Here is a 25,789-nt window from a genome sequence, read left to right as displayed (position 1 = left end):
AGACAACGGGGACTGCAGCCATTTACTGAATGGAGCACCATGCGTCGCCGGGCCCTGAGCATAACCTCCCTGATCGCTGCCGCAGCCTTGGCGCTGTGTGCCTGTTCCCCGGCGGCCCCCGCTGACCAGGCCAAGACCCTGAAGGTGGTCTACCAGAAGACGGATTCCTTCGTCGCACTGGACGACCTCTTCCAGGCAGCCAAGGCTGAGTTCGAAGCCGCCAACGACGGCGTCACAGTGGAACTGCAGCCCATCCAGGCCAACGATGACGACTACGGCACGAAGCTGGCCCTTGCCCTCCGGTCGCCGTCCACCGCCCCGGATGTCTTCTACGAGGACACCTTCAAAGTCCGCTCCGACGTGGATGCGGGCTTCCTGCTGAAGCTTGACGACCACCTGGCGCATTGGAAGGACTGGGACACCTTTGACGACGCCGCGAAGGCTGCGGGGCTGGGTGACGACGGCGGCACGTACGCGGTGCCGCTCGGCACCGATACGCGTGCCATCTGGTACAACAAGAAAGTCCTCGCCGCAGCCGGCGTCAGCCTCCCGTGGGAGCCTCGGACCTGGCAGGACATCCTTGAGACCGCGCGGAAAATCAAAGCCAGCGACCCCACGGTAGTGCCCTTCAACATGTATGCGGGCAAGGGCACCGCGGAAGGTACCGTGATGCAGAGCTTCTATGAGTTGCTGTACGGCACCGGCGACGAACTGTATGACGCAGACGCCAAAAAATGGGTAGTGGGCTCGGACGGCTTTACGGATTCTCTGGCGTTCCTCAAGACCCTCTACGACGAACAACTGGCCGTTTCCCCGGCCGAAGCACTCGACGCGAATGTGTGGAAGAAGGTGTTCGGGGAATGGCTCCCGCAAGGGAAGATGGGGGCCACCGTGGAAGGGTCCTACGCTCCGTCGTTCTGGCAGGAAGGCGGCAGCTACGAATGGCCGGAGTACGGCACGGACATGGGCGTAGCGGCGTTCCCCACCAAGGATGGACAGGCACCCGGCGGAGTCAGCATGTCCGGGGGCTGGACGCTGGCCGTCGGAGCAGGCACCAAGGACCCGGACCTTGCCTTTGACTTCCTGGCCACCGCGCTGAACCAGAAGAACTCGCTGGCATTCAATGTGGCCAGCTCCCAGATCGCGGTCCGCGAGGACGTCGCGTCCGACGCCGGCTACCAGTCGGCAAATCCGTTCGTGAAAGACGTCTCCGAGCTTGTGTCCGTCACGCATTACCGTCCGGCAACGGCCGACTACCCGCGGATCTCCGCCGCTGTGCAGGAAGCCACCGAAGCGGTGATCACCGGCTCGAAGACCCCGGAACAGGCCTCTGCGGACTATGACGCCGCAGTGGAAGGCATCGTGGGCGGCGACAAGACCGTCCGGAAGTAGGCTGTGCCGGTTCTTCCCCTCCAGCGTCCGCGGTCCACACCGCGGATGCCCGCCCGGCTGCGGCGCAAGGCACGCCTGCTGCCGGTGCTTCCTGCCATCCTGCTCCTGCTGGTATTCCTGGCCGGTCCTGTGCTGTGGGCGTTCCACGCATCTTTCACCAACGCCGCACTGACCGGACGCAACGCGCGCAGTCCCGGCTGGGTGGGCCTGGATAACTACCAGCGGCTGGTGACGGACCCGGTCCTGCCGCTCTCGCTTGTCCTGACGGTTCTCTTCGTCGGGGGGTCGGCCATCCTGGGGCAGAACCTGCTCGGACTCACTATTGCGGTGCTGATGAAGCACGCGCGGAAGCCCGTTGCCGCCGTCGTCGGAACTGCGGTGGTGGCCGCCTGGGTGCTTCCGGAGATTGTGGCAGCGTTTGCCGCGTACGCGTATTTCAGCCGCGACGGGACGCTGAACCAGCTGCTGGGATGGCTGGGCCTTGGCCAGCCGGATTGGCTCTACTCGTTCCCGATGGTGGCGATCATGCTGGCCAACGTCTGGCGGGGGACCGCTTTTTCCATGCTGGTGTACCGCGCCGCGCTCGACGACATCCCTGCGGACGTGACAGAGGCGGCGCTGATGGACGGTGCCGGCGGCTGGCAGCGCCTGGCCTTCATCACACTCCCCATGATCCGGAGCAGTATAGCTACCAACCTGATGCTCATCACGCTGCAGACACTGGCCGTCTTCACGCTCGTCTGGGTCATGACAGCCGGCGGGCCCTCGAATTCCAGCACAACGCTGCCCGTGCTGGCGTACGTTGAGGCATTCAAGTTCGGGGACATCGGTTATGGCACGGCGGTGGCGTCCGTGCTGATCCTGATCGGGGCCATCTTCGGCGCGGCCTATATCCGGCTCCTCCGTCAGGGCAGGCCATGACGACGGCGGCACAGGCCTCCCGGCGCGCACGGCAGGCCAGGCCCTCCCGCAGCCGCCGGCGTGCCAGGCTTCCGGCGGACGCAGCCCTGCTGCTGATCGGGGCATGTTTTGTGCTGCCGCTGCTGTGGCTGGTGTTAGCGTCCCTGGACGCGGGTGCGGGCCACCAGACGCGGGTTCCGGGCGAAGTGTCGCTGGAGAACTTTGCCGCGGTCATGACGCCGGGCCTGCTGTTCCAGCCCCTGTGGAACAGCATGGTGCTCTCCGCCGGCACGGCGGCTGTCAACCTCGCCGCCGCAGTGCTGGCGGCCTACCCGCTCTCCCGCTACCAGTCCAGGTTCAACAGGCCGTTCCTGTACGCCGTCCTGTTTGGCACGTGCCTCCCCGTCACCGCCATCATGGTGCCGGTCTACGGGCTGTTCGTCCAGCTCGAACTGTTGGACTCCATGCCAGCCACAATTTTCTTCATGGCCACCACCACGCTCCCGATGGCCATTTGGATGACCAAGAATTTTATGGACGCTGTGCCTGTTTCACTCGAGGAAGCCGCGTGGGTCGACGGCGCCTCCGGGCTGACCGCCCTGCGCACCATCGTCCTTCCGCTCATGCGCCAAGGCCTGGGCGTGGTGTTCATCTTTGTCTTCATCCAGGCGTGGGGGAACTTCTTCGTCCCGTTCGTGCTGCTGCTGTCCGAGGCTCGGCAGCCCGCCGCAGTTTCCATCTTCAGCTTCTTCGGACAGCACGGCGCAGTGGCCTACGGCCAGCTGGCAGCGTTCTCCATCCTCTATTCAGTTCCGGTCCTCGCCCTGTATGTCATCGTGGCGCGCGGCGCCGGCAGTTCCTTCGCACTGACTGGGGCCATGAAGGGGTGAACCAGCAAGGCCGTCAGCACAAGGGCCATCGATGCCAACCGGGGCTAGGGCGCGGCTGCCCGGACGTCGTCCAGCAGCACCGTTACCGGTGCGTTCGTCGCTGAGCCGGAGAGGTACGTCATGATCCCGAGGCTGCCCGATACCTGCAGGGCTGCCGTCGAGTCAGTAACACTGCGCTGCCACGTGGTCGGCTCTGCCGTGCCGAGCTCCCAGACGCGTGCACGGACAGTGGTGGGGTTTGTGCCGCTGACCTGCAGCCGGATTCCCAGCCGATCGCCAACAGCGTAGTTCAGTCCTGGGATTGCCGCGCCGCTGGCGATGGTTGTTTCGGCCCCGTTGGCCGCAGTACGCACTAGCGTGAGGTTGACGCTGCCCGTTGACGTAAGGCTCACTTTCGCCCGATATTCGCCGCTGCCGGAAACCCGCCGCCCAATAACAGAGACATAGAGTCCGTTGCCTGTGGCAGGCTTGTCCGTTGCGAAGGACAGGGACAGGTCCGTGGCAGCTGACGAGACCGAGCCAAGGTACGCGTTGTTCCCCACGGCGGGCGCAGAGATGCGAATCCTGCCCGTTCCGCCGGACACGGAGTACGCAGAGGAACTGCCTGTCGTCGTCCATGGACCGCCGACGTCTGCGGAACCAAGCCCGTTGGTGACTGTCCTGCCGAACGCGTCCGAGGCCAACAGGGGCGTGGCCCCGACGGTCACCTGCGTGGCGGTGGAGGCCGTGGCACCGGCGTTGTCAGTCACGGTGAGCGTGACAGTGTACGTCCCGGCTGCGGCATAGGTCCGTGATGCCGTGGCAGAGCTCGCGGTGGTTCCATCACCGAGGTCCCACGCATGCGACGTTATGGATCCATCCGGATCCGAGGATGCGGAGCCGTCAAAACTGCACTGCAGCGCCGTGCAGCTGCTGGTGAAGGAAGCTACGGGTGAAGCGTTTCCAGTGCCGGGAACGATGCTGAAATCATCCTGGAAGCTGCCTGCTGTGGCTACAAAACGTCCCGTGAGTGAGGTCTCAGTGAACTGCAGGTCCAGCAACCCGTGGGTTGGGCTGGCGTTGAGCCCCGAATAGGCAGCGAAATAGGGAGCCTCAGGATCCGCGGCGTTGACATCCCTCAACGCCACTCCGCCGGTGCCCACCGTCGTGAAGACGGTTCCTGTGCCTTTGGAAAGTGCGTTGTCAGCGTCCCGCACACAGTCAGCGTCATAGGTACCCGGGACGAGCCCGGTGCAGCCGGTCCCGGTGGCAAGTTGCTTACTGCGCTGATACAGGTGCTCGTGGCCGTTCATCACCAGATCCACCTTTTTAGTCACCATCAGGTTGGTGATGTCGGCCCCGGCTACGCAACTGTATATCCCCACGGACAGGCACGGCGTGTGCATTCCGACAACGACCCAGGGGATGGAGGCGGCCCTGGCGCCATCGATGGCTGCTGATGTCCAGTTGTAGCGTGTGCTGCCGGCCGAGTAGTTCCAGGTTCCATCGGAGAAGGGAATACCCGGGGATATCATGATGAACCTGGCTACGGGGTCCTGCTGAGGGACGTCCACGTAGTACTGGCGGCCGTAGGTGCCGATCACGCCCGGCAATTGATTTGGCAGGCAAGCGGCAAAGTCGTTGATGTTTCCGTTCTGGCCATTGCTTTCGTGGTTTCCTGACACCAGTTCGAACGGAAACCCCGCACCTGCATTCGACGTCACAAGATCGCACCAGGCCTGTTCCGCGCCCGTGGCCCCGTACGACAGGTCACCGAGGGCAAAATGGAGGTCGGGCGCGATGGCACCGATCCTTGCCAGGACACCCGCAGCGGCCGCACTCGAGGAATAGTCGCCCGCCGTGGTCACGTGCAGCTGTCCGGGAACTGCCGGGATCACTGCCGCCAGCGCCGAAGGTTCTCCGTCGACGACGACGGGCGCCGCCTGCAGCTCAGGCGATGCTGTCTGCCACACGCTCAGCCCCGGAAGCGATCCCAGGATCAAAGCGGCGCTGGCCACTGCGACGGCTGCAAATCTGCCATTGCCCATAGCGGACTCCTACTACCCGGAGTTCCGGCGCAAGTCCGGTGCCAAGGCCCGAGCTGGGCTGAGACGCCCGTTTCAGTCCGCGGGTACCGGACAACGGGCGTGAGACCACACGTGGCGTATATGCCAAATAGTAGTGCCGGGCAGGAACGCTGCATAGGCTCCGGAAGCCGCTGGCTTCCGGAGCATGGCACTCAGTCGATATCCTCGACCACTACTCCAAAAGGAATGCTGTCGTCGAGGTGGGCCTGATGGCCGGTGGGACCCACGTTATAGGTGACCCGGACCCCGTGCAGCTGATCGGCAGCGGACTGCTGCAGGACAGGCTTGACGGCAAGGATGAAGCTCTCGCTCTTGTCGGCGAGGAACTGCTTGTAACTGGCTGGAAGCTCGCTCATTGCAACAGAATAGACCTGAGGGCCACGGATGGGGAGGGGTCCCCATTGCACGGGTTGCCACTGGTGGCTTGGATAGTATGGCGGGCGGGGTGCAGTCGGCAGGCAACGGCCTGCCGCCCCGGCCAACCAGGGGGAATCCAGTGCTTCAGACCAGTACATCCGCGAGAATAGAACCGGCGGAACTGGCCCGCGCGCAGCAAGTCGTGGCGAACATCTCCCGAAGCTTCGACGCGAAGGTCGTAGGGCAGTCCCGGCTGCGTGAATCGCTCCTGATAGGCCTCATGACCGGCGGGCACATCCTGCTGGAGAGCGTCCCGGGCCTGGCCAAGACCACGGCTGCCCAGACGGTGGCGGAGTCCGTGAGCGCCGAGTTCCGCCGGATCCAATGCACCCCGGACCTGTTGCCCAGTGACATCGTCGGCACTCAGATCTACGACGCCGCCAAGGGAACCTTCATTACCCAGTTGGGGCCCGTCCACGCCAACATCGTCCTCCTGGATGAGATCAACCGCTCCAGCGCCAAGACCCAGAGCGCCATGCTGGAAGCCATGCAGGAGCGGCAGACGTCCATCGGGGGACAGGAGTACAAGCTTCCGTCGCCGTTCCTGGTGCTCGCGACGCAAAATCCGATCGAGCAGGAGGGCACCTATCAGCTGCCCGAAGCCCAGATGGACCGCTTCATGCTCAAGGACGTGCTGGACTACCCCTCACCGGCAGAGGAAGCAGAGATCATCCGGCGCATCGACGCAGGGGTCTACACGCCGGAACAGATTCCGGCGGCGGCTGCGTCCCTGGATGCCGTGGTGGGGGTCCAGGAACTGGTGAAGCGCATCTATATTGATCCGGCCATTATTAACTACATCGTGGGCTTGGTGTTCGTGACGCGTAATGCCGGGCAGTACATCGACCGGCGGCTGGCAGGCTTCATCGAATTCGGCGCCAGCCCCCGCGCCAGCATCGCGTTCAGCCAGGCGGCGCGGGCAGTGGCCCTCATCAACGGCCGCGACCACGTCATCCCGGAGGACGTCAAATCCCTCGCGCACCGGGTGCTGCGGCACCGCCTCATCCTGGGCTTCGAAGCAGTGGCGGAGGAAGTACCGGTCGAGACCGTAGTCGATGCCATCGTGGCATCCGTCCAGATACCCTGAGCCCCAGGTGACCAGCCTGCTTACGCGCGTGAAGTCGAAGATGTCCATCTTCGCCCACCGGAAAGCCCGCGGCATCCTTGACGGCGAGTACGGTTCAGTATTCCGGGGCCGCAGCCTGGACTTCGACGACCTCCGGGCGTATGTTCCGGGGGATGAGGTCCGGGACATCGACTGGAAGGCCTCCGCCCGCCACGGCTCCCCGCTGATCAAGCGCTATGTGGCCGTACGGCGTCAGACCCTTATGCTGATTGCCGATACCGGCCGGAACATGGCGGCCGGATCCCGCGACGGCGAACCCAAGAAGGACATCGCCGTGATGGCCCTTGGCGTCATGGCTTACCTGGCACACAGGCACGGCGACGTGGTGGGACTGGTCTGTGGCGATGCCTTTGGTTCCCGCACCATTCCGGCCAAGGCTGGGGAAGCCCACCTGGAACGGCTGCTGCAGGAGGTCCACTCCCGGGTCAGCCTGGACAGCGGACCCAGCCGGCTCGAAGAGCAACTGCGCCATGTGGCGCGCACCGTCAAGGGACGGAACCTGCTGTTCGTCGTCGCAGACGAGCTGGCCGCAGACCCCGGCCTGGAGCATGTGCTCCGCCGGCTGCGGGCGCAGCACGAGATCCTGTGGCTCACCATCCGCGACGCCGACCTTGCCGGCGCCGGGCCGGCGGAAGGTGCGTTCAGTGTCGCGGACGCTTCGCCGCTGCCCAGCCGGATCGCCGAGTCATCCGGCGTAGCTGCCGCATACGCAACGGCCACAGCGGGACGGGACGCCGGCCGGCATGCCATGCTGCGCAGCGTCGGGATTTCCGAGGGCCACGTGGCCAACAGCCAGGAAGTCATGACTGAACTGTTTGCCTTGCTGGAACGGCACCGGCGTGCAGGATAACGGCGGGTTCTACGCACCGCTCCAGTACAGCCCGCTCTGGCTGTGGGCGGGCATCGGGTTGCTGGTCCTCGTCGTGGGCTGGTACTTCTTTGTTTACCTGAGCACCCGTAAACGCCCGGTGCCGGCGGCAGCGCCGCGGTTCACGCCGCCGTCGGACATCCACAGCCTCAAGGAAGCGTACCTGCAGAGGATCGATGCCGTGGAAGCCGAGGCAGCAGCCGGACGGCTGACGTCCCGGGCGTCCCATCAGGAACTCAGCCTCCTGGTCCGGAAGTTTACTCGCGACGTCACGGGCGTTGATGCCCCCAGGATGACCCTGGCGGAGCTGGACAGCCATCCCTTGCCCGCAGCGGCCACAGCCGTTGGCCGGCTCTACCCCGGCGAGTTCGGCGCGGAACCGCTGCCGCCGCTGGCCCGGTCAGCCGAGACGGCCCGCCAGGCGGTGCGCTCATGGAACTGATGTTCTGGTGGCTCCTTCCCATCGCAGCGGCCGCGTCAGCCGGTGCCGCCTGGCTGGTGTTCCGCAAGGACTCCCGGGACAACGCCCGACGGCGGCCCGTTGCCCACGCGGACCGCCTCACCGCGCTGCCCGAGTACCAGCGCGCCCTCCGGCGGTACCGGCGCTGGCTTGCGATCGCGGCGCTCGCCGCCCTGACCCTGGTGGTCTCGGCTGCCATCGCCACGGCCCGGCCCGTAAACATGACCACCATCCGGCCCGAGCAACACAACCGGGACATCATCCTGTGCCTGGACGCGTCCGGATCCATGAGCAGCGCCGACGCCGAAGTGGTGGAGGTCTTCACCGAACTAGCCGCCGACTTCGACGGTGAACGGATTGGGCTCACGATCTTCGACAGCAGCGCGGTCCAGGTCTTTCCCCTGACCGATGACTACAGCTATGTGCAGGAGCAACTGACAATGGCGAAGGACGCCTTCAACGGTGAAGCCGGGAGCTCAGGCTTCCTGGACGGCACCTGGAATGGGCGCGGCTCGTCCCTGATCGGCGACGGACTGGCCAGCTGTGTGGAGAGCTTCCCGGCTACCGACGCCACGCCCCAGAGCAATATGCCTGCAGCCAAGACGCCTCCGCGCTCGCGGTCAGTGGTGCTGGCGACCGACAACTTTCTTTCCGGCGATCCGATCTTCACGCTGGAACAGGCGGGTGCGCTCGCCAAGGAACGGGACATCCGCGTCTACGCCCTGAACCCCGGCGACTTCGACTACGGTACTGACTCCAAACAGCCGGGTGCCTTGCTCAGGGCCACGGCCGAAACCACCGGCGGAGCCTACTACGCGCTGGACAGCCCGGAGGCCGTGGCAGGCATCGTCCGGGACGTCCAGGCAACAGAAGCAGCCGCCATCCAGAGTGCGCCCCGTGCCGTGGTCTCGGACCGTCCGGACCTGCCCCTGGCGCTCGCGCTCCTCTCCGGCCTGGTCCTGGCCGGCGCGTCTTGGCGGCTCAGGCCATGACGCTCCTTCCGGTTCTGCCAGCATGGGTGATGCTGCCACTGACCGCCGCCGTCGTGCTGTTCCTGGGTTGGCAGGTCATCAGTGTCCGACGGCGGAACCCCCGCCGGGGGCCGGGCTCAGGCCGCGACGGGGTGCTCCGCGGGATACTCGTGCTGCTCGTTGTGGGGGCGGCGCTTCGGCCGGGCATCCCGGGCGGAAGCGCGGAGGCGGCGACGGCGGACATCAACGTCTTCTTTGTTGTCGACACCACCAGCAGCATCGCCGCCGAGGACTACGGAGATTCCCTGCCACGGCTGGAGGGAGTCCGTGCGGACATCAGTGCCATTGCCGAACGCCTGGCCGGTGCGCGCTTTTCGCTGATCACCTTTGACACCAACGCTGCCGTCCGGATGCCGCTGACCACTGACACGTCCGCACTGGACACCCTCGTCACCGTGCTGGAACCACAGGTCGCGGCCTATTCCAAAGGAAGCAGCGTCACCGTGGCGGCGAAACTGCTGGACGAGCGGCTCCGGGCTGCCCGCGAAAGCCATCCCGAACGGCCGCGCATTGTTTTCTATCTCGGTGACGGGGAACAGACCAGTGGAAAACCCCCAGCACCGATGCGCGTGGACACGGGGCTGGTCAGCGGGGGAGCCGTGCTGGGCTACGGGACAGCCGGGGGCGGACGGATGAAGGAAAACACCGGGCCAGGCCCCGACGACGCAGGCTACATCCGCGACCGAAGCGGCGGGACCGGCCGGGACGCCCTCTCCATGCTGGACGAGGCCCAGCTCCGGCGCATCGCAGCCGACCTCGGGGTTCCCTATGTGCACCGTTCGGCAGGTGACGCTGCAGCGCCCATGCTGCAGGACGCCAATCCCGGCGCCCTGCAACGCGGGGAAGGGGACAACAGCCTTGAAGGGCGGATGGAGCTGTATTGGATCCTGGCGGCCGGGGCGTTCCTGCTGGCCCTCCGGGAAACGGTCCTGGTGCTGCGGCAGTTGCGTGAACTCCGGCCGTTGAGTCAGCACAGGAAGTTGGGTCACACAGGGCCGCCAAGCCAGCCCGGGCCGTCACAAACTTCGCCGTCCAGCCGTGACCGCCAACCTGTGCAGGGGGCATCTAAGTGAACCCGGATCATTCTTCGACGGCGGCCACCTTGCTCAGGCGCCGGAGGCTCCTTCTTCTCTGGTCCGGTTTGCCCGTGCTCCTGGTCCTTTGCCTGTCAGTTAAGCTGCTTAGCCTCGGCGTTCTCGCGGGCCAGGCGGCCACGGGATTTGAACACCGTGATGCCGACGCGGTGGGCTCCGCAGCGGCGGGGTTGGGCACCGTCAATGTCATCGAACCGCACAAGGCACCTTTCGCCGAGGGGGACGCCCGGGCCTTGGCAGGGGACTTCGAGGCAGCACGGAAACGTTTTGAGGAGGCGCTGGCGCTCACCGGGCCAAATGATGACTGCGTCATCCGCGTCAACCTGGTACTCAGCATCGAACAGCTTGGTGATGCCCGGCTGGCTGCCAAGGACCCGACGGCGGCAGGGCAGCTTTTCGCCGAAGCGCTGGCCGTCGTGAACGCCGCGCCTGACGGCTGCCTGGCGGCCTCCGATCAGGCGGGCGCCCCGGCCGCGGGGGAGAAGCTGGACCAGGCAGAAGCCCGGCTCCGGCAAAAATCCGAGGACGCCAAGGCCGGGGAGGGTGCGGGGGAGCAGCCCGAAGGCGAAAAACCGCAGGCTCCAGCAGAGCCCGATCCTGGGCAGCAAACCCAGCTCGAGGAGCTCAAAAACAGCGCGCGGAACTCCCAGCTGGAACGCAACAACGGCCAGGAGCGCGACGAGTACCTCAGGGACGGCGATTACGGCGCAGGACCGGACAAGCCCTGGTAGCCGCCACAGTGGCGAACAAAATTCTGTGGCACCGTGAAATACGGCGTAAAGCTGCGTCTTAATTCGGCAGCCAACTTGAACGCTTCCGGAAGGACTCCTAGAGTTCTATACAAGTTACCGCGGTAACGTGTCAGCGATCCTCCGTTACGGAGGGTGTGGGTGCCCCCATGTGGGCCTGACATTTGCTCACGGACAACTTCATTCCAGGCGTAACAGTCGCGGCTGCGTCCTAGTGGAGTTCCTTCCGTGTTCCCCAAACTCAATTCATTGACGGCAATACAGTCGCAACGTCGACGTACATCGCCGCCAATGGCCCAAAGCCAAGGACGCAAATGTCACCACCAAGCCTTATTGACACCCATCCCAACCTCTCAGATGCCGCCCCGGTGGCGCTTTCCTATGAGCTCTTCCCGCCCCGGTCCCCGGCTGCCGCCGAATCGCTGTGGAACACCATCCGTGAGCTTGAGACCACCGACCCGGACTACGTCGCCGTCACCTACGGTGCCAGCGGCTCCAACCGGGACACCGCCCTCGAACTCATCCACCGGCTGGTCCAGGAAACCACGCTGCGGCCCCTGGCCCACCTGACCTGCGTCGGCAACACGCCGCTGGAACTGGCTGAGATCATCGGTGAACTGCTGGACACCGGCGTGCGCGGCATCCTCGCCCTTCGCGGCGACATGCCCAAGGACGGCGGGAAGCCCGCCGAGGGATCGTTGACCTACGCGCAGGATCTGATTGAACTGATCAGGCGTGTGGAGCAGCGGCGTTCGGCCTTGCTGTGCGCCGGCAAGATCGCTGTCGGCGTCGCCGCTTATCCCACGCGGCATCCGGAGTCGCCCAGCGAGGAACACGACGTTGAGGTGCTGCTGGCCAAGCAGCGGTCCGGGGCAGACTTTGCCATCACCCAGGTCTTCTTCCACGCGGGGCAGTACGCGGAACTGGTAACCCGGGCCCGCCGGGCCGGCGTCACCATCCCGATCATTCCGGGCGTTATGCCCCTCACCAGCCTCCGCCGCGTCACACGGCTTGGTGAACTGACCGGCGTTGAGCCGTCCCCCGAGCTCATGGAACGCCTCGCCGCAGCCGACACCGACGCCGAACGGCTCCGGATCGGCGTCCGGGCGACGGTGGACCTGGCCAATGCGGCCCTCCAAGCCGGTGCACCGGGCATCCACCTCTACACCTTCAACGAACACCAGAGCGCGCTTGAGGTGCTGGACAAACTGGCTCTTCCGCGCCACTCACGCTCAGCCAGCCGCCGCAGCGCCGTTGCCCGGCGCCAGCTGGCCAGCTGATCCCAGATATCTGCCAAGACCTTCCGAACTGTCTCACCACTCCAAGGAATCTTCCATGACTGAAATTAACACTCCGTTTCCCGCTGCCTCGCTCCTCGGCTACCCGCGCATCGGCCGCCGCCGCGAACTGAAGAAGGCCGTCGAAGCGTACTGGGCCGGCAAAATCGACGCCGCTGCCCTCGACGCCGCCGCCAAGGACATCCAGCTCACCATCGCCAAGCGCCTGCAGGAACTCGGCCTGACCGAGGCTGCCGCCGTGCCCGGCACGTTCTCCTTCTACGACCAGGTCCTGGACACCACGGCACACCTCGGTGCGGTCCCGGCCCGCTTCGGCAAGCTCCTCAACGCTGAGGGACAGCTGGACATCGACGGCTACTTCACCCTGGCCCGCGGCAACAAGGAACAGCAGCCGCTGGAAATGACCAAGTGGTTCGACACCAACTACCACTACCTGGTTCCGGAAATCGGCCCGGAGACCGAGTTCACCCTCGCGTCCACCGCCAAGGTTGAAGATTTCGCTTTCGCCCTTGCCAACGGCATCGAGACCCGCCCGTACATCGTTGGGCCGGTCACGTACCTCCTGCTGTCCAAGGCATCAGACGACGCACCGGCCGGTTTCGCGCCGCTGTCCCGGCTCGAGGACATCCTGCCCGTCTACGTCCAGCTGCTCGAAAAGCTCGCCGAAGCGGGCGCCAGCTGGATCCAGCTCGACGAGCCTGCACTGGTGGTCGACCAGGACACCTCTGCCGAGGAGATCCAGGCAGCCGTCGCCCGGGCTTACGAGGTACTCACCGCGGCTGCCAAGCGTCCGCAGATCCTCGTCTCCACGCCGTACGGCTCGCTTGATGGGCAGCTCGGCACCCTTGCCGCGACCAACATTGATGCTCTGCACATTGACATCTTCAAGGGCGCAGTACCGTCCGCAGCAGCCCTCGCCGGCCTCGGCGACAAGACCCTGGTTGCCGGTGTGGTTGACGGCCACAACATCTGGCGCAACGACCTCGCCTCGTCCGCTGCCAAGCTGGACGAGCTGAAGGCCGCAGCCGGCAAGCTTGCCGTCAGCACCTCCACGTCTACCCAGCACGTCCCGCACGACGTCGCTGAGGAAACCCAGCTGTCCGAGCAGCTGCGCAGCTGGCTTGCGTTCTCCGACCAGAAGGCCGTGGAAGTCAAGACTCTCGCCGCCTACCTCGCCGAGCCCGCTTCTGCCAAGGCCGCCATCGACGAAGCTTCCGCTGTGATCGCTTCCCGTGCAACCGCTGAAGGAGTCCGTCGCGACGACGTCCGCGCCCGCACCGAAGCACTGACCGCCGCAGACTTCAACCGCTCCGAGTACTCGGTCCGCGAAGCCGCCCAGGAAGAGGCCCTGCACCTTCCGCCGCTGCCCACCACCACCATCGGCTCGTTCCCGCAGACCTCCGAAATCCGCTCGGCCCGCGCCCGCAACAACAAGGGTGACCTCACCAACGAGCAGTACGAGCAGCTCATGAAGGACGAGATCAAGCGCGTTGTGGAGCTGCAGGAAGAGCTCGGCTACGACGTCCTGGTACACGGCGAGCCCGAGCGCAACGACATGGTCCAGTACTTCGCCGAGAACCTCGAAGGCTTTGACGTCACGGTCCACGGCTGGGTCCAGTCCTATGGCTCCCGCTGCACCCGTCCGTCCATCCTTTGGGGCGACGTCACCCGCAGCGCCCCCATCACGGTTGCCTGGGCCGAGTACGCACAGTCCCTGACCAGCAAGCCGATGAAGGGCATGCTCACCGGTCCGGTCACCATCCTGGCCTGGTCCTTCGTCCGCGACGACCAGCCGCTCGGCGAGACCGCCAACCAGGTTGGCCTGGCGCTTCGCGACGAGATCGCTGACCTTGAAGCGGCCGGCATCAAGGTCATCCAGGTGGACGAGCCGGCCCTCCGCGAACTCCTCCCGCTGCGCAAGGCAGACCACGCAGCGTACCTTGACTGGTCCGTGAACTCGTTCCGCCTGTCCACCGCCGGTGCTGCTGACGCCACCCAGATCCACACCCACCTGTGCTACTCCGAGTTCGGCGCCATCATCGACGCCATCGACGGACTGGACGCGGATGTGACCTCCATCGAGGCCGCCCGTTCACGCATGGAGGTTGTTCACGACCTCGAGTCCCACGGCTTCGGCCGCGGCGTGGGCCCGGGCGTCTACGACATCCACTCGCCGCGCGTTCCCGGCGAGGAGGAAGTCACCGAACTGCTCAGCACCGCCGTCAAGCACGTCCCGTCCCGCCAGCTCTGGGTCAACCCGGACTGCGGCCTGAAGACCCGCGGCTACGCCGAGACCGAAGAGTCCCTGCGCAACCTGGTCAAGGCCACCAAGACGGTCCGCGCCGAACTGCTGCAGGCAGCACAGCAGTAGCAGCCAAGTAACTAAAGCACCCCAATCAGCGGCGGCCGGTCACCTAAGTGACCGGCCGCCGTCGGGCTTTATGCAGTGGTTTTGTTCAGGATTCCCAGAGGATTTCGTCGTCAACCACGCCGTCCTCGTCGGCTGAGACCACCAGGACCTCGTCGGTGAAGTGCGAGCCGAGCGTGAAATCAAGGACGAAATAGCGCTCCGGCTGCCCCGGATAGATGCCGACATGGCCGAGCTTCAGGGCCTTGAGGAACACAGCGTTGGTGAGCTGGCTGCGGTCTTCGACGCCGAAGACTTTCTTCAGGTGCTCGTCCTTGAGGGCGTTGCAGTGGAAGCGCAGGTACTCCTGGGGGCTTGTGCCCTCCTGCTCCAGCTCTTCGGCGATCATGTCGCGGACCTCGTCAACGAGCTCGGGGAGGTAGCGGAGCCGGTAGTCCACCTTGTGCATGGCTGCTTCGTCAAAGTGGTCGTGCGCGTTGATGTTCAGGTCGAGTTCCAGTGTGGTTCCGCCGAGCTCATGTTTAGCGGCAATGTTGTGATCCTCGCCGTGGTTGAGCTCGATTTCTCCAAAGTGCTGGCTCGCTACCCTGTTCATATCTTCAACATAGACCCGAAAAGCGGTCCGTTCCAGCATTCGGCCCTAATTGCCTGTTGTCCCCAGGCCTGCGAATGTTTCGGCCAGCAGGTCCACGAACAGCTGCACGCGGGCGGTTTTCTTCTCATTGATCAGGAGCGCGAAAACGTTGCGGGCCAGCCGGATCTCCGGAACGTCCAGCACCACCACCCCGGCCGGCCGGTGCCGCAGCGCCAGTTCCGGCACCAGGGCGGCGCCCAGTCCGGCCGCCGCCATCTCCAGGCTGGCGTGGAAGTCGTCGCTATGGGCCACCACCCGCGGATGCAGGTTGCAGCTTGCGAAGAGCCGCTCGATCACCACCGCGTCGGGAGTGCCGGGGTGGTGCATGATCCAAGGCATCTCGGACAGATGGTCCGCGGCGACCTTGGCATCGGAACGGAAACCCCAGCCGGCGGGCAGCACCACGCGGAAGTTGTCGTCACCGATCCACTGCCTGTTGATGGTGTGCGGCCACGCGAGCCCGGACTGGCCCACCTGGAAGACCAGCGCCACATCAAGATCCCCGCCGGTCCGCAGTCCCTGGATGGTCTGGGACGGCTCCGCCACTGAGACCCTGAGGTCGATCCCCAGGTTCTTCCAGGCCGGATTCTGCAGGATCCGGGGGAGGACGTAGGTAGCCAGGCTGGGAAAGATTCCCAGCCTGAGCTCCTGGCTGGCGCTGTCCTGGGTCCTTGAAGCGGCGGCCATCAGCGCCTCGATGTCCGTGAGGACCTTGGCGGCGTGCCGGGTCATCACCTCGGCTGCCTCCGTGGGGACCACGCTGCGGGCCGAGCGCTGGAAGAGGACTACCCCCGTGTCCCGTTCGAGGGCGGACATCTGCTGTGAAACCGCCGACGCCGTGTACCCGAGCCGGGCTGCGGCGGCCGCAAATGAGCCGAGCCGCGTCACTTCGAGCAGTGTCTTCAGATGTACGGGATTAACCACCCGCCCACACTACTCTGCCGGGTTGCCCGCGAAAAAGAAGCCGGCATTTTTACCCATCCGGCCCTCTCACCGTTCCGAACTGCCCTTGACTACCCAACGGCAATGTTCAGCAGAGGAGCAAGAATTGTCACTGATCCCCACCCGAAGTGGCGGCGCGGGCAGACGCATAGCGGTCATCGGCAGCGGCGTGGCCGGCCTGACGGCGGCCTACGTCCTTAACCGGCACGACAACGTGACCCTCTTCGAAGCGGACACGCGGTTGGGTGGCCATGCCCACACGCACAGCGTGCCTCAGCAGGATGGCCAAGCCCTGGGGATTGATACCGGCTTCATCGTCCACAACGAGCGGACGTACCCCACGCTGCTGAGGCTGTTCGCCGAGCTGGGCGTGGAAACCCAGGATTCCGAAATGAGCATGTCCATCCGCTGCGACGGTTGCGGCCTGGAGTACGCCGGGGCGCGCGACGGCGCCAGGGGGATTATTGCCCGCCCGTCCAGCCTGCTGCGTGGACGCTACCTCCGGATGCTGGTGGAGGTCATGCGCTTCTACCGCCGGGCCCGGTCAGTCATCCAGGCAGAGCCGGAGTCGCCCGTTCTCCCCGACGCCGCCACGCCGGAGCTGACTCTTGGCCAGTTTTTGCAGCGGGAGCGCTTCAGCCCCTACTTCATCTCGCATTTCATGACTCCTGTGGTCAGCGCCGTCTGGTCCTGCGACCCCACCACAGCGCTGTCCTACCCGGCCCGGTATCTGTTTACCTTCCTGGCGCACCACGGCATGCTGGGCGTCAAGGGCTCGCCCCAGTGGCGCACCGTGACGGGCGGCTCAGCGAGGTACGTGGAGAAGCTTGCCGCGACACTGCCGGACATCCGGCTCGGAACGGCGGTAACATCCGTCCGCAGGCATAACGACGGCGTGGAAGTTACCACCGGGAACGGCGTGGAAAACTTTGACGCCGTGGTTATAGCCACTCATCCCGCCCAAGCACTCGGGTTCCTCGCGGACGCCACTCCGGAGGAGCAGGAAGCCCTCGGCGGGATGCCCTATTCCGTCAACCACACTGTCTTCCACCGCGACCCGGCGGTCCTTCCCGGCGCCGACAATGCCAAGGCGTCCTGGAACTACCGGCTCCCCGGCTGCGACGCCCGCCCCGACAAGGTCCTTGTCAGCTACGACCTCACCCGGCTGCAGCGGCTTGAGCCCGCGGACGGCCGGCCCTACCTGGTCAGCCTGGGGGAGTCCGAACTCATTGCCGATGACCAGGTGCTCGAACGGATGGTCTACGAACACCCCCAGTACACGCCCGACTCCCTGCAGGCCCAGCAGCGCATCAGGGCACTCAGCAGCAACCGCATCGCTTTTGCCGGAGCCTACCTGGGCTGGGGTTTCCATGAGGACGGTGCCCTGTCCGGCGTCCGGGCCGCTGCCATGCTGGGCCGGACCTGGGCTGCGGCCGGGACGGCGGGGGAGCCAGGACTGCTGGCTTTGGAGGGCGCATGAGTGAATCGGCAGCCATCTACCGCACCTCCATATCCCATGTGCGTCAAACCCCGCTGAAGAACGCTTTCACGTACCGGAGCTACAGCTGGTTTGTTGACGTCGACCGGCTCCCTCGGCTGCCGTGGCTATTGCAGCCGCTGGCCGTCTTCCGGGCCGGCGACCACCTGGGTGACCCGTCGGCAACCATCCGGGCCAATGTTGAGCGGTTCCTGCGGACCCGGGGGATTAAGCCCGACGGCGGGAACATCCGGATGCTGACCAGCGCCAGGGTCTTGGGGTACGTCTTCAATCCGCTCACGCTCTTTTGGTGCTTTCGGCAGTCCGGGGACCTGCAGTGCGTCATCGCCGAAGTGCACAACACTTACGGCGAACGGCACTGCTACCTCCTGGAGACCGACTCCTCCGGCCGGGCCAGCGTGCCCAAGGCCTTCTATGTTTCACCGTTCAACGACGTTGACGGGCAGTACCGGATGAAGCTGCCTGCACCGGATGAGCGGCTGGCTGTAGCGATCGTGCTGGAGCGCGAAGGACACCGGCCGTTCATCGCCACCATGGACGGTGAAAGGCGCCCCGCCACCACGAGGAACATCCTTGCAGCGGCACTGGCGGTTCCGGCGGCGCCGCTGCTGGTCTCCGCCCTGATCAGGATCCAGGGCGTGAAGCTCTGGGCAAAACGCCTGCCCGTCGTCAAAAGACAACATCACCCCTCACAGGAGGCAGTTCAATGACAATGACCGATGAGAACGGAACCGCTGCAGCCGCGAAGGTTTCCAACCCCAAGCCCGCAACCCATTCCCGGGTGACTGATTGGAACATTGCCGGGGTACCGGCAGCCCCGGCCACCATCGATCCGGACGTCTGGCCCGGAGTGGCCCACGCGCCGTCGGGCACTAAAGCATTAGTGGCGGGCAAGGCCGCGGGCCTGCTGTTCAGGGGTGCCGCCCGCCGTCTGCCCCTGCGTGTGGCCTACCCGGACGGTTCAGTCCTCGGGAACGGCGGTCCCGCCGCGCCCGTCATGACCATGGTCAGGCCAGAGGCGTTTGAGGCCCGGATCGGGGACAACGGCCTGATCGGGCTGGGGGAGTCGTTTATGGCCGGGGACTGGGAGGCGTCGGACCTCGCCGGCGTGCTGGAAGTCTTCGCGGCGTCCGTGGACACGCTGATCCCGACTCCGCTGCAAAAGCTGCGCACGCTCTACCTGCCCCGTACGCCGCGGCAGGAGCGCAACGACGAGCAGAACACCCGCAGCAACATCTCCCGGCACTACGACCTCTCCAACGAACTGTTCTCGACCTTCCTGGACGCCACCATGAGCTATTCGTCGGCGCTGTTCCCGGCGGAAGCCGGAGCATTGACGTCCGTGCCGTGGGATTCGCTGGCGGAAGCACAGCAGGCCAAGATCGACAGGCTGTTGGACAAGGCGGGAGTGCGGGAAGGGACGCGCGTGCTGGAGATCGGCACAGGCTGGGGCGAGCTGGCACTGCGGGCAGCGGCGCGCGGGGCCACCGTGTACAGCGTCACCCTTTCCAGTGAGCAGCAGGCCCTGGCCCAGGAGCGGATCGCCGCTGCCGGCTACGAGGACCGGGTGACAGTGGGGCTGCAGGACTACCGGGCCGTGGAAGGCGAGTTCGACGCCGTCGTATCGGTTGAAATGATCGAAGCCGTCGGGTACGAATACTGGCCCATCTACTTCCAGACGATTGACCGCGTCTTGGCCCCCGGCGGCAAGGTGGCCATCCAGGCCATCACCATGCCGCACGGGCGCATGCTGGCTACCCGCAACGCCTACACGTGGGTCCATAAGTACATCTTCCCCGGCGGCTTCCTTCCCTCGGTGCGGGCCATCGAGGGCGTGACGCAGCAGCACACCACCCTCCGGGTCCGGGAGCGCATGGGCATGGGGGACCACTACGCGGCCACCCTGCGGCTGTGGGAGGAACGCTTCATGGCCCGTTCGCAGGAAGTGGCCGGGCTCGGCTTCGACACGGTTTTCCAACGGATGTGGCTGTTCTACCTCTGCTACTCGCGGGCGGGGTTCCAGTCTGGCTACCTGGACGTCCAGCAGATTGTGCTGGACCGCCGGGAGGCGCAGCTCTAGTTGCCACGATCACGCGGATGGCCTTGCTTGTCCGTGGGATTGATCACCTTGAGGGGTTCCGGAGGTCGCTTCGGGGCCCCTTTTGGCGTGTCCAACACAACATGTAGTGCCCCCGGCACAAGGCGCGACACGCCGTCCACGGAACGACACGCTGGGGCTTAAATGTGGCTAAGTACTCCACAGGGTGTGGATTTCGTCCCTGAAATCAGCGGATTTCCGGACATTTTGCGGGGTCCTGCCTGTGGATTAAAAGTGCATTAAATGACATACTTGTAATACATCATCTTGGGGTTCCGAAGAGCCGTCTGCACTACATGTAGTATCTACATACAGCTTGAGCGGGACACCAGCGCAGGACATCAAACTGTAGACGGGCTGCGGAAGCGGCAATGCAGGCGGCAGTAACGGACATGGATTCCAGTTCGGAACGGCCCGCCTAAGAAGAGCGATATTTCGACAAAGGGGACAGGGACCATGACCGTTACGGTTTACACAAAGCCGGCTTGTGTTCAGTGCAACGCAACGTACCGCGCACTGGATAAGAAGGGCATCGCCTACCAGAGCGTGGACATCTCCCAGGATGCCGAGGCGCTCGATCGCCTGAAGGCGCTGGGCTACATGCAGGCTCCTGTTGTGGTCACGGACCAGGACCACTGGTCAGGCTTCCGCCCGGACAAGATCGAGGAACTGGCACTATCTGCCGTTTCCTCCGTGGCCTAGGGCCTTACTTTTTCCTGCCGTCAGGCAACCTTCGATGCAGCTGAGGTGACTCCCGTGGCACTGGCAACAGCCGGGGCTTCCTTCACAGCAACTGGTGAAACCGACCATCCCGTTGACGCGGCTCAGCGCGCCGGACGGGATGGTGCCGGCAAGGACCAGGCGTTTTCGCCGGATCCTGTCACAACGCAGAGCCAGCTCATCTATTTTTCCTCCACCTCCGAGAACACCAGCCGCTTCGTTGCGAAGCTTGGCCGTGAATCGGGCAGGATCCCGCTTTACCCGAAAGACGCACCCCTTCTCGCCACCAGGCCTTTTGTTTTGGTGGTGCCGACCTATGGCGGCACCGGGGGAGAAGGATCGGTGCCCAAACAGGTCATCCGCTTTCTGAACAACCCGCAGAACAGGAAACTGATCCGCGGCGTCATCGGTGCAGGCAACACAAACTTCGGGGACAACTACTGCATGGCTGCGGACATCATCGCCGCCAAATGCAAAGTTCCCACGCTTTACCGCTTCGAACTTATGGGCACGCCAGACGACGTTGCCCGCGTCAACAATGGATTGGACACGTTTTGGACACGACTGTCGCAGATACAGAAGTAACCAGGGCCGAAGGCCAGGGCACCGCCGCTGAAAAGCGGAGTGCCGCCGTCGAAAAGCCCGAGATGCCGGCCGCCTACAAGGGTCTGGGCTATCACGAGCTCAACGCCATGCTGAACCTGTACGGCCCCAACGGAGAGATCCAGTTCGAGGCCGACCGCGAAGCCGCGCATCAGTACTTCCTGCAGCACGTGAACAACAACACCGTGTTCTTCCACGACCTGGAAGAGAAGCTCGACTACCTGGTGAAGAACCAGTACTACGAGCGCGAAACCCTCGACCAGTACACGATGAACTTCATCCGCGAGCTCTTCAACCGCGCATACAAGAAGAAGTTCCGCTTCGAGACCTTCCTGGGCGCGTTCAAGTTCTACACGTCCTACACGCTGAAGACGTTCGACGGCAAGCGCTTCCTTGAGCGCTACGAGGACCGCGTCTGCATGGTGGCCCTGCACCTGGCGCGGGGCGACGAGCAGTTGGCCCTGCAGATGGTGGACGAGATCATCGAAGGCCGCTTCCAGCCGGCCACTCCCACGTTCCTGAACGCCGGCAAGCGCCAGCGCGGCGAGCTGGTCTCCTGCTTCCTGCTCCGCATCGAAGACAACATGGAGTCGATCGGCCGGTCCATCAACTCCGCGCTGCAGCTGTCCAAGCGCGGCGGAGGAGTGGCGTTCGCGCTGACCAACATCCGCGAAGTCGGCGCCCCGATCAAGCAGATCGAGAACCAGTCCTCCGGTGTCATCCCCGTGATGAAGCTCCTCGAGGACAGCTTCTCCTACGCCAACCAGCTCGGTGCCCGTCAGGGTGCCGGCGCCGTGTACCTGCACGCGCACCACCCTGACATCTACCGCTTCCTGGACACCAAGCGCGAGAACGCGGACGAGAAAATCCGCATCAAGACCCTCTCGCTGGGCGTTGTCATCCCGGACATCACCTTCGAGCTGGCCAAGAAGGACGAGGACATGTACCTGTTCTCGCCGTACGACGTCGAACGCGTCTACGGCATGCCGTTCTCCGACGTCTCGGTCACCGAGAAGTACTACGAGATGGTGGACGATTCCCGGATCAAGAAGACCAAGATCAAGGCACGCGAGTTCTTCCAGACCCTCGCCGAGATCCAGTTCGAATCCGGCTACCCGTACATCATGTTCGAGGACACCGTGAACCGGGCCAACCCGATCGACGGCAAGATCATCATGTCCAACCTGTGCTCCGAGATCCTCCAGGTCTCCCAGCCCACCACGTACCACGATGACCTGTCCTACGACCAGACCGGCAAGGACATTTCCTGCAACCTGGGGTCGCTGAACATTGCGAAGACCATGGACAGCCCGGACTTCGGCCTGACCATCGAGACGGCCATCCGCTCGCTGTCGGCAGTGTCCGACATGTCCAACATCACCTCGGTGCCGTCCATCGCCCGCGGCAACGACCAGAGCCACGCCATTGGCCTCGGCCAGATGAACCTGCACGGCTACCTGGCTCGCGAGCGGGTCCACTACGGTTCCGAAGAGGGCCTGGACTTCACCAACATCTACTTCTACTCGGTGGTGTTCCACGCAGTCCGCGCCTCGAACAAGCTGGCCATCCAGACCGGGCAGACCTTCGGTGGCTTCGAGAAGTCCAAGTACGCCTCGGGCGAGTTCTTCGACAAGTACACCGAGCAGGAGTGGGTCCCGCAGACCGAGAAGGTTGCGGAGCTGTTCAAGAACATCCACATCCCCACGCAGGATGACTGGCGCGAGCTGAAGGCTTCGGTCATGGAGCACGGCATCTACAACCAGAACCTGCAGGCTGTCCCGCCGACGGGCTCGATCTCCTACATCAACAACTCCACCTCCTCGATCCACCCGGTGGCGTCCAAGATTGAGATCCGCAAGGAAGGCAAGCTGGGCCGCGTGTACTACCCGGCGCCGTACCTGACCAACGACAACCTGGAGTACTACCAGGACGCGTATGAAATCGGTTACGAGAAGGTCATCGACACCTACGCCGCTGCCACGCAGCACGTGGACCAGGGCCTGTCCCTGACGCTGTTCTTCAAGGACACCGCCACCACTCGCGACATCAACCGGGCCCAGATCTACGCCTGGAAAAAGGGCATCAAGACCATCTACTACATCCGTCTCCGCCAGCTCGCGCTGGAGGGAACTGAGGTTGAGGGTTGCGTTTCGTGCATGCTGTAGTTGTAGGTTCAACTAAATTGTGACAGTACGACGGCGGGCGCCCGCCCGCCGTCGTACGCTTAACTTCAAAGAACAACCCAACGTTTAGGGGATGACATGACCGAGAAGGTCAAGCTGCTGACGCATGTCGAGGCAATCAACTGGAACCGCATCCAGGACGACAAGGACGTGGATGTCTGGAACCGCCTCGTTAACAACTTCTGGCTGCCCGAGAAGGTGCCGCTGTCCAACGACGTCCAGTCCTGGAATACGCTGACGCCGGCTGAGCAGCAGCTCACCATGCGCGTTTTCACTGGCCTGACGCTGCTGGACACCATCCAGGGCACAGTTGGCGCCGTCTCCCTGATCCCGGATGCGCTCACCCCGCATGAAGAAGCTGTGTACACGAACATCGCCTTCATGGAGTCGGTACACGCCAAGAGCTACTCCTCCATCTTCTCCACGCTGGCCTCCACCAAGGAGATCGACGAGGCATTCCGCTGGTCCACCGAGAACGAGAACCTTCAGAAGAAGGCTCAGATCGTCATGGACTACTACCAGGGCGATGACCCCCTGAAGCGCAAGGTAGCGTCCACGTTGCTGGAAAGCTTCCTGTTCTACTCGGGCTTCTACCTGCCCATGTACTGGTCTTCACGTGCCAAGCTGACGAACACGGCTGACCTGATCCGCCTGATCATCCGCGATGAGGCCGTGCACGGCTACTACATCGGCTACAAGTTCCAGAAGGGCCTCGAAGGCCTGTCCGAGGAACGCAAGCAGGAAATCAAGGACTATACGTTCGAACTGCTCTTCGAGCTGTACGAGAACGAAGTCCAGTACACGCACGACCTCTACGACGGTGTGGGCCTGGCCGAGGACGTCAAGAAGTTCCTGCATTACAACGCCAACAAGGCGCTGATGAACCTGGGCTACGAGGCCATGTTCCCGGCTTCCGTCACCGACGTGAACCCGGCCATCCTCTCGGCACTTTCCCCGAATGCCGACGAGAACCACGACTTCTTCTCGGGGTCTGGTTCCTCCTATGTGATCGGCAAGGCCGTCAACACCGAAGACGAGGACTGGGACTTCTAGCACACAACAAGGTCCCCTCAGCCTTGTAATGCCCCGTACGCCAAGCGTGCGGGGCATTCGTGTACATAAACATGCCTAGAACAGCGGCCAAGGCACCGCGGGCATCTCACCATTCGGAGCCGGAAACTGCCGGGTGGACCGCAACCGTGTGCAGCGTGCAGTGAGCGAAGCGATTTCCTCGGCGCTGAGCAAGTCCGCCAGGTTTCGGCCCAGCCCCCCGTCCAGTCCTTCGGTGACACGGCCGATGCCCTCAAGTTCCTCGACGGTCAGAGCGTCGCCCAGCCACCCCCACAGCACTGTCCGCAGCTTGTGGTCACGGTGGAAAGTGAGCCCATGGTCCACGCCGTGCCGGTGTCCGTCCTTCATGGCCAGCACGTGATTGCCTTTGCGGTCGGCGTTGTTCACGACGGCGTCGAACACCGCCATGCGTCTGAGCGCCGGAGAGTCCTCGTGGAAGAGGGCGACCATCCGTCCGTGCTCATCCTGACCCTCAAGGACTTGTTTCCACCCGGTCTCCGGTACGTCGTCCGCCGCAATGAGTTCCACTGCGTTCTGGTCCGGGTCTGACTCCTGCCACAGCTGCACCATTCCTCTGCCTAATGGACCGTCCCGCAGCCATGTGCGTGGCACAACATTCCAGCCGAGGACCTCAGAAACCAGGTAGGCGGCGACCTCCCGGTGGGCAAGGAAGCCATCGGGAAAATCCCACAGCGGTTTCTCCCCGGCTATCGGCTTATAAACGACCGTGGTGTCGCCGATGCTGCCCAGGAAGGTGGCGTTCGACGCCGTCGTGATGCGCCCAATGAGGAGCAGTTCGTCAGTCAGCAGGTCGGACGCCGGCATCAGACCTCGGGCAAGGTGCAGACGTGCCCGTCGGGGTCCACGGGATAACCGCAGAGCGGGCATGCCGGGCGCCCGGCGCCCACCACCTCCCGGGTCCGCTTGGCGAATGCCCGGGCGGTGCCAACCGGCATCCGCACCAGCAACATTTCGGGCACATCAGCGCCGTTCTCCGCAAGTGATTCGACGGGGTCATCAGCATCGACTTCGGTGATTGGGTATGCCTCTATAACCACCTGCGCGGTCGTCGGGTCCCAGCCTAAGGTCATGGCTCCGGTTCGAAATTGCTCGGTGACCGCCTCGAGTTGGTCATTGTCGACGAGCTCGATGGGAGTTCCCTTGGGAACGCTGAAGGGGTTGGATTCGAGGGTGATGAGCTGATCGAGGATTTCGTCAATCTTCTCGGCGAGCTGAGCCGACTGCTGCTTCTCCAGTGCGATGCTCACGATTTGCTTACCTGAGCGAACCTGCAGGTAGAACGTGCGCGCCCCCGGAACGCCGATGGTGCCGATGACAACCCGGTCAGGCCAGGCAAACTCGTGAACAAGTGTGGGCATGA

The 25,789-nt window shown here is 64.2% G+C and carries 24 protein-coding genes; 18 read left to right on the top strand and 6 right to left on the bottom strand.

What is annotated here, in order from left to right; all coding sequences use genetic code 11:
- Window positions 1-39 precede the first annotated feature (39 nt).
- From ACFC25_RS15340 to ACFC25_RS15330, 3 genes are read left to right on the top strand one after another with little or no spacing between them, the layout of a single operon-like run.
- Entirely contained in the window at window positions 40-1,392 is a 1,353-nt protein-coding gene (locus ACFC25_RS15340; protein WP_376046586.1) for an extracellular solute-binding protein, read from the top strand.
- A gap of 45 nt (window positions 1,393-1,437) precedes the next feature.
- Entirely contained in the window at window positions 1,438-2,313 is an 876-nt protein-coding gene (locus tag ACFC25_RS15335; RefSeq protein WP_376046726.1) for a carbohydrate ABC transporter permease, read from the top strand.
- Window positions 2,310-3,182 (top strand): carbohydrate ABC transporter permease, encoded by an 873-nt coding sequence (locus tag ACFC25_RS15330; RefSeq protein ID WP_376046584.1) that lies wholly within the window; start codon window positions 2,310-2,312, stop codon window positions 3,180-3,182. Before ACFC25_RS15335 ends, ACFC25_RS15330 begins: the two co-directional genes overlap by 4 nt.
- 44 nt (window positions 3,183-3,226) lie before the next feature.
- Here ACFC25_RS15330 and ACFC25_RS15325 read toward each other — a convergent pair whose 3' ends face one another.
- Together ACFC25_RS15325 and ACFC25_RS15320 are read right to left on the bottom strand one after the other, a co-directional pair.
- Entirely contained in the window at window positions 3,227-5,209 is a 1,983-nt protein-coding gene (locus ACFC25_RS15325; protein WP_376046581.1) for a PKD domain-containing protein, read from the bottom strand.
- Between the two features lie 191 nt (window positions 5,210-5,400).
- Window positions 5,401-5,604: a hypothetical protein gene (locus ACFC25_RS15320; protein WP_066294296.1), complete on the bottom strand. Its 204-nt coding sequence runs from the start codon at window positions 5,602-5,604 to the stop codon at window positions 5,401-5,403.
- A gap of 140 nt (window positions 5,605-5,744) precedes the next feature.
- On the opposite strand from ACFC25_RS15320, the gene ACFC25_RS15315 reads away from it, so the two are divergent.
- From ACFC25_RS15315 to metE, 8 genes are all read left to right on the top strand, one after another.
- The gene (locus ACFC25_RS15315; RefSeq protein ID WP_337351070.1) at window positions 5,745-6,752 is read left to right on the top strand and encodes a MoxR family ATPase; all 1,008 of its coding nucleotides are present in this window, start codon (window positions 5,745-5,747) and stop codon (window positions 6,750-6,752) included.
- Between the two features lie 7 nt (window positions 6,753-6,759).
- Window positions 6,760-7,641, top strand: a complete 882-nt coding sequence (locus ACFC25_RS15310) for a DUF58 domain-containing protein (protein WP_376046578.1) — start codon at window positions 6,760-6,762, stop codon at window positions 7,639-7,641.
- Window positions 7,631-8,101 carry a hypothetical protein gene (locus tag ACFC25_RS15305; RefSeq protein ID WP_376046575.1) on the top strand — a complete coding sequence of 157 codons (471 nt, stop codon included), beginning with the start codon at window positions 7,631-7,633 and terminating at the stop codon, window positions 8,099-8,101. The genes ACFC25_RS15310 and ACFC25_RS15305 overlap by 11 nt, the downstream gene beginning before the upstream one ends.
- Window positions 8,092-9,111 (top strand): VWA domain-containing protein, encoded by a 1,020-nt coding sequence (locus ACFC25_RS15300; protein WP_376046573.1) that lies wholly within the window; start codon window positions 8,092-8,094, stop codon window positions 9,109-9,111. The genes ACFC25_RS15305 and ACFC25_RS15300 overlap by 10 nt, the downstream gene beginning before the upstream one ends.
- Window positions 9,108-10,223 (top strand): VWA domain-containing protein, encoded by a 1,116-nt coding sequence (locus tag ACFC25_RS15295; RefSeq protein ID WP_376046570.1) that lies wholly within the window; start codon window positions 9,108-9,110, stop codon window positions 10,221-10,223. Before ACFC25_RS15300 ends, ACFC25_RS15295 begins: the two co-directional genes overlap by 4 nt.
- Window positions 10,220-10,975 carry a hypothetical protein gene (locus tag ACFC25_RS15290; protein ID WP_376046567.1) on the top strand — a complete coding sequence of 252 codons (756 nt, stop codon included), beginning with the start codon at window positions 10,220-10,222 and terminating at the stop codon, window positions 10,973-10,975. The genes ACFC25_RS15295 and ACFC25_RS15290 overlap by 4 nt, the downstream gene beginning before the upstream one ends.
- Before the next feature lie 332 nt (window positions 10,976-11,307).
- Window positions 11,308-12,273, top strand: coding sequence for a methylenetetrahydrofolate reductase (locus tag ACFC25_RS15285; RefSeq protein WP_376046563.1), 966 nt, complete (start codon window positions 11,308-11,310; stop codon window positions 12,271-12,273).
- A gap of 55 nt (window positions 12,274-12,328) precedes the next feature.
- On the top strand, window positions 12,329-14,662 hold the full coding sequence (gene metE / locus ACFC25_RS15280; RefSeq protein ID WP_376046561.1) for a 5-methyltetrahydropteroyltriglutamate--homocysteine S-methyltransferase: 2,334 nt from the start codon (window positions 12,329-12,331) through the stop codon (window positions 14,660-14,662).
- A gap of 85 nt (window positions 14,663-14,747) precedes the next feature.
- On the opposite strand, the gene ACFC25_RS15275 is transcribed toward metE, so the two are convergent.
- A complete protein-coding gene (locus ACFC25_RS15275; RefSeq protein ID WP_337348176.1) occupies window positions 14,748-15,254 on the bottom strand; it encodes a DUF2004 domain-containing protein in 507 nt (168 codons plus the stop codon).
- A gap of 45 nt (window positions 15,255-15,299) precedes the next feature.
- Window positions 15,300-16,217 (bottom strand): LysR family transcriptional regulator, encoded by a 918-nt coding sequence (locus ACFC25_RS15270; protein WP_337348175.1) that lies wholly within the window; start codon window positions 16,215-16,217, stop codon window positions 15,300-15,302.
- A gap of 124 nt (window positions 16,218-16,341) precedes the next feature.
- Here ACFC25_RS15270 and ACFC25_RS15265 point away from each other — a divergent pair, with 124 nt between their 5' ends.
- The 7 genes from ACFC25_RS15265 (at window position 16,342) to nrdF (ending at window position 24,390) form a co-directional block, all read left to right on the top strand.
- Window positions 16,342-17,715, top strand: a complete 1,374-nt coding sequence (locus ACFC25_RS15265) for an NAD(P)/FAD-dependent oxidoreductase (RefSeq protein WP_376046558.1) — start codon at window positions 16,342-16,344, stop codon at window positions 17,713-17,715.
- Window positions 17,712-18,443, top strand: a complete 732-nt coding sequence (locus ACFC25_RS15260) for a DUF1365 domain-containing protein (RefSeq protein ID WP_376046556.1) — start codon at window positions 17,712-17,714, stop codon at window positions 18,441-18,443. Before ACFC25_RS15265 ends, ACFC25_RS15260 begins: the two co-directional genes overlap by 4 nt.
- Window positions 18,440-19,813 carry a class I SAM-dependent methyltransferase gene (locus tag ACFC25_RS15255; RefSeq protein ID WP_376046553.1) on the top strand — a complete coding sequence of 458 codons (1,374 nt, stop codon included), beginning with the start codon at window positions 18,440-18,442 and terminating at the stop codon, window positions 19,811-19,813. Before ACFC25_RS15260 ends, ACFC25_RS15255 begins: the two co-directional genes overlap by 4 nt.
- Before the next feature lie 474 nt (window positions 19,814-20,287).
- Window positions 20,288-20,533, top strand: coding sequence for a glutaredoxin-like protein NrdH (gene nrdH / locus ACFC25_RS15250; RefSeq protein WP_337348171.1), 246 nt, complete (start codon window positions 20,288-20,290; stop codon window positions 20,531-20,533).
- Between the two features lie 198 nt (window positions 20,534-20,731).
- Window positions 20,732-21,136 (top strand): class Ib ribonucleoside-diphosphate reductase assembly flavoprotein NrdI, encoded by a 405-nt coding sequence (gene nrdI, locus ACFC25_RS15245; RefSeq protein WP_337351258.1) that lies wholly within the window; start codon window positions 20,732-20,734, stop codon window positions 21,134-21,136.
- 62 nt (window positions 21,137-21,198) lie between these two features.
- Entirely contained in the window at window positions 21,199-23,319 is a 2,121-nt protein-coding gene (gene nrdE, locus ACFC25_RS15240) for a class 1b ribonucleoside-diphosphate reductase subunit alpha (protein WP_376046722.1), read from the top strand.
- Window positions 23,320-23,415: 96 nt separating this feature from the next.
- On the top strand, window positions 23,416-24,390 hold the full coding sequence (gene nrdF / locus ACFC25_RS15235) for a class 1b ribonucleoside-diphosphate reductase subunit beta (RefSeq protein WP_066291871.1): 975 nt from the start codon (window positions 23,416-23,418) through the stop codon (window positions 24,388-24,390).
- A gap of 75 nt (window positions 24,391-24,465) precedes the next feature.
- Here nrdF and ACFC25_RS15230 read toward each other — a convergent pair whose 3' ends face one another.
- Window positions 24,466-25,233 (bottom strand): SCO1664 family protein, encoded by a 768-nt coding sequence (locus tag ACFC25_RS15230; RefSeq protein WP_376046550.1) that lies wholly within the window; start codon window positions 25,231-25,233, stop codon window positions 24,466-24,468.
- Complete coding sequence (locus ACFC25_RS15225) at window positions 25,233-25,787, bottom strand: DUF3090 domain-containing protein (RefSeq protein WP_337348160.1); 555 nt, start codon at window positions 25,785-25,787, stop codon at window positions 25,233-25,235. The genes ACFC25_RS15230 and ACFC25_RS15225 overlap by 1 nt, the downstream gene beginning before the upstream one ends.
- Between the last annotated feature and the right edge of the window lie 2 nt (window positions 25,788-25,789).

The sequence above is a fragment of the Pseudarthrobacter sp. NPDC055928 genome (assembly GCF_042270935.1).
Lineage (GTDB): Bacteria > Actinomycetota > Actinomycetes > Actinomycetales > Micrococcaceae > Arthrobacter.
This window is presented reverse-complemented; position numbering and strand designations above follow the sequence as displayed.

What these genes read in the sequence shown, in the direction of transcription:
- ACFC25_RS15320 (WP_066294296.1), bottom strand. Translation starts at nt 5,604, where the DNA reads ATGAGCGAGCTTCCAGCCAGTTACAAGCAGTTCCTCGCCGACAAGAGC.
- ACFC25_RS15325 (WP_376046581.1), bottom strand. Translation starts at nt 5,209, where the DNA reads ATGGGCAATGGCAGATTTGCAGCCGTCGCAGTGGCCAGCGCCGCTTTG.
- ACFC25_RS15260 (WP_376046556.1), top strand. Translation starts at nt 17,712, where the DNA reads ATGAGTGAATCGGCAGCCATCTACCGCACCTCCATATCCCATGTGCGT.
- ACFC25_RS15295 (WP_376046570.1), top strand. Translation starts at nt 9,108, where the DNA reads ATGACGCTCCTTCCGGTTCTGCCAGCATGGGTGATGCTGCCACTGACC.
- ACFC25_RS15340 (WP_376046586.1), top strand. Translation starts at nt 40, where the DNA reads ATGCGTCGCCGGGCCCTGAGCATAACCTCCCTGATCGCTGCCGCAGCC.
- metE (WP_376046561.1), top strand. Translation starts at nt 12,329, where the DNA reads ATGACTGAAATTAACACTCCGTTTCCCGCTGCCTCGCTCCTCGGCTAC.
- ACFC25_RS15285 (WP_376046563.1), top strand. Translation starts at nt 11,308, where the DNA reads ATGTCACCACCAAGCCTTATTGACACCCATCCCAACCTCTCAGATGCC.
- ACFC25_RS15255 (WP_376046553.1), top strand. Translation starts at nt 18,440, where the DNA reads ATGACAATGACCGATGAGAACGGAACCGCTGCAGCCGCGAAGGTTTCC.
- nrdH (WP_337348171.1), top strand. Translation starts at nt 20,288, where the DNA reads ATGACCGTTACGGTTTACACAAAGCCGGCTTGTGTTCAGTGCAACGCA.
- nrdE (WP_376046722.1), top strand. Translation starts at nt 21,199, where the DNA reads ATGCCGGCCGCCTACAAGGGTCTGGGCTATCACGAGCTCAACGCCATG.
- ACFC25_RS15225 (WP_337348160.1), bottom strand. Translation starts at nt 25,787, where the DNA reads ATGCCCACACTTGTTCACGAGTTTGCCTGGCCTGACCGGGTTGTCATC.
- ACFC25_RS15330 (WP_376046584.1), top strand. Translation starts at nt 2,310, where the DNA reads ATGACGACGGCGGCACAGGCCTCCCGGCGCGCACGGCAGGCCAGGCCC.
- ACFC25_RS15335 (WP_376046726.1), top strand. Translation starts at nt 1,438, where the DNA reads ATGCCCGCCCGGCTGCGGCGCAAGGCACGCCTGCTGCCGGTGCTTCCT.
- ACFC25_RS15275 (WP_337348176.1), bottom strand. Translation starts at nt 15,254, where the DNA reads ATGAACAGGGTAGCGAGCCAGCACTTTGGAGAAATCGAGCTCAACCAC.
- nrdF (WP_066291871.1), top strand. Translation starts at nt 23,416, where the DNA reads ATGACCGAGAAGGTCAAGCTGCTGACGCATGTCGAGGCAATCAACTGG.
- ACFC25_RS15300 (WP_376046573.1), top strand. Translation starts at nt 8,092, where the DNA reads ATGGAACTGATGTTCTGGTGGCTCCTTCCCATCGCAGCGGCCGCGTCA.
- ACFC25_RS15230 (WP_376046550.1), bottom strand. Translation starts at nt 25,233, where the DNA reads ATGCCGGCGTCCGACCTGCTGACTGACGAACTGCTCCTCATTGGGCGC.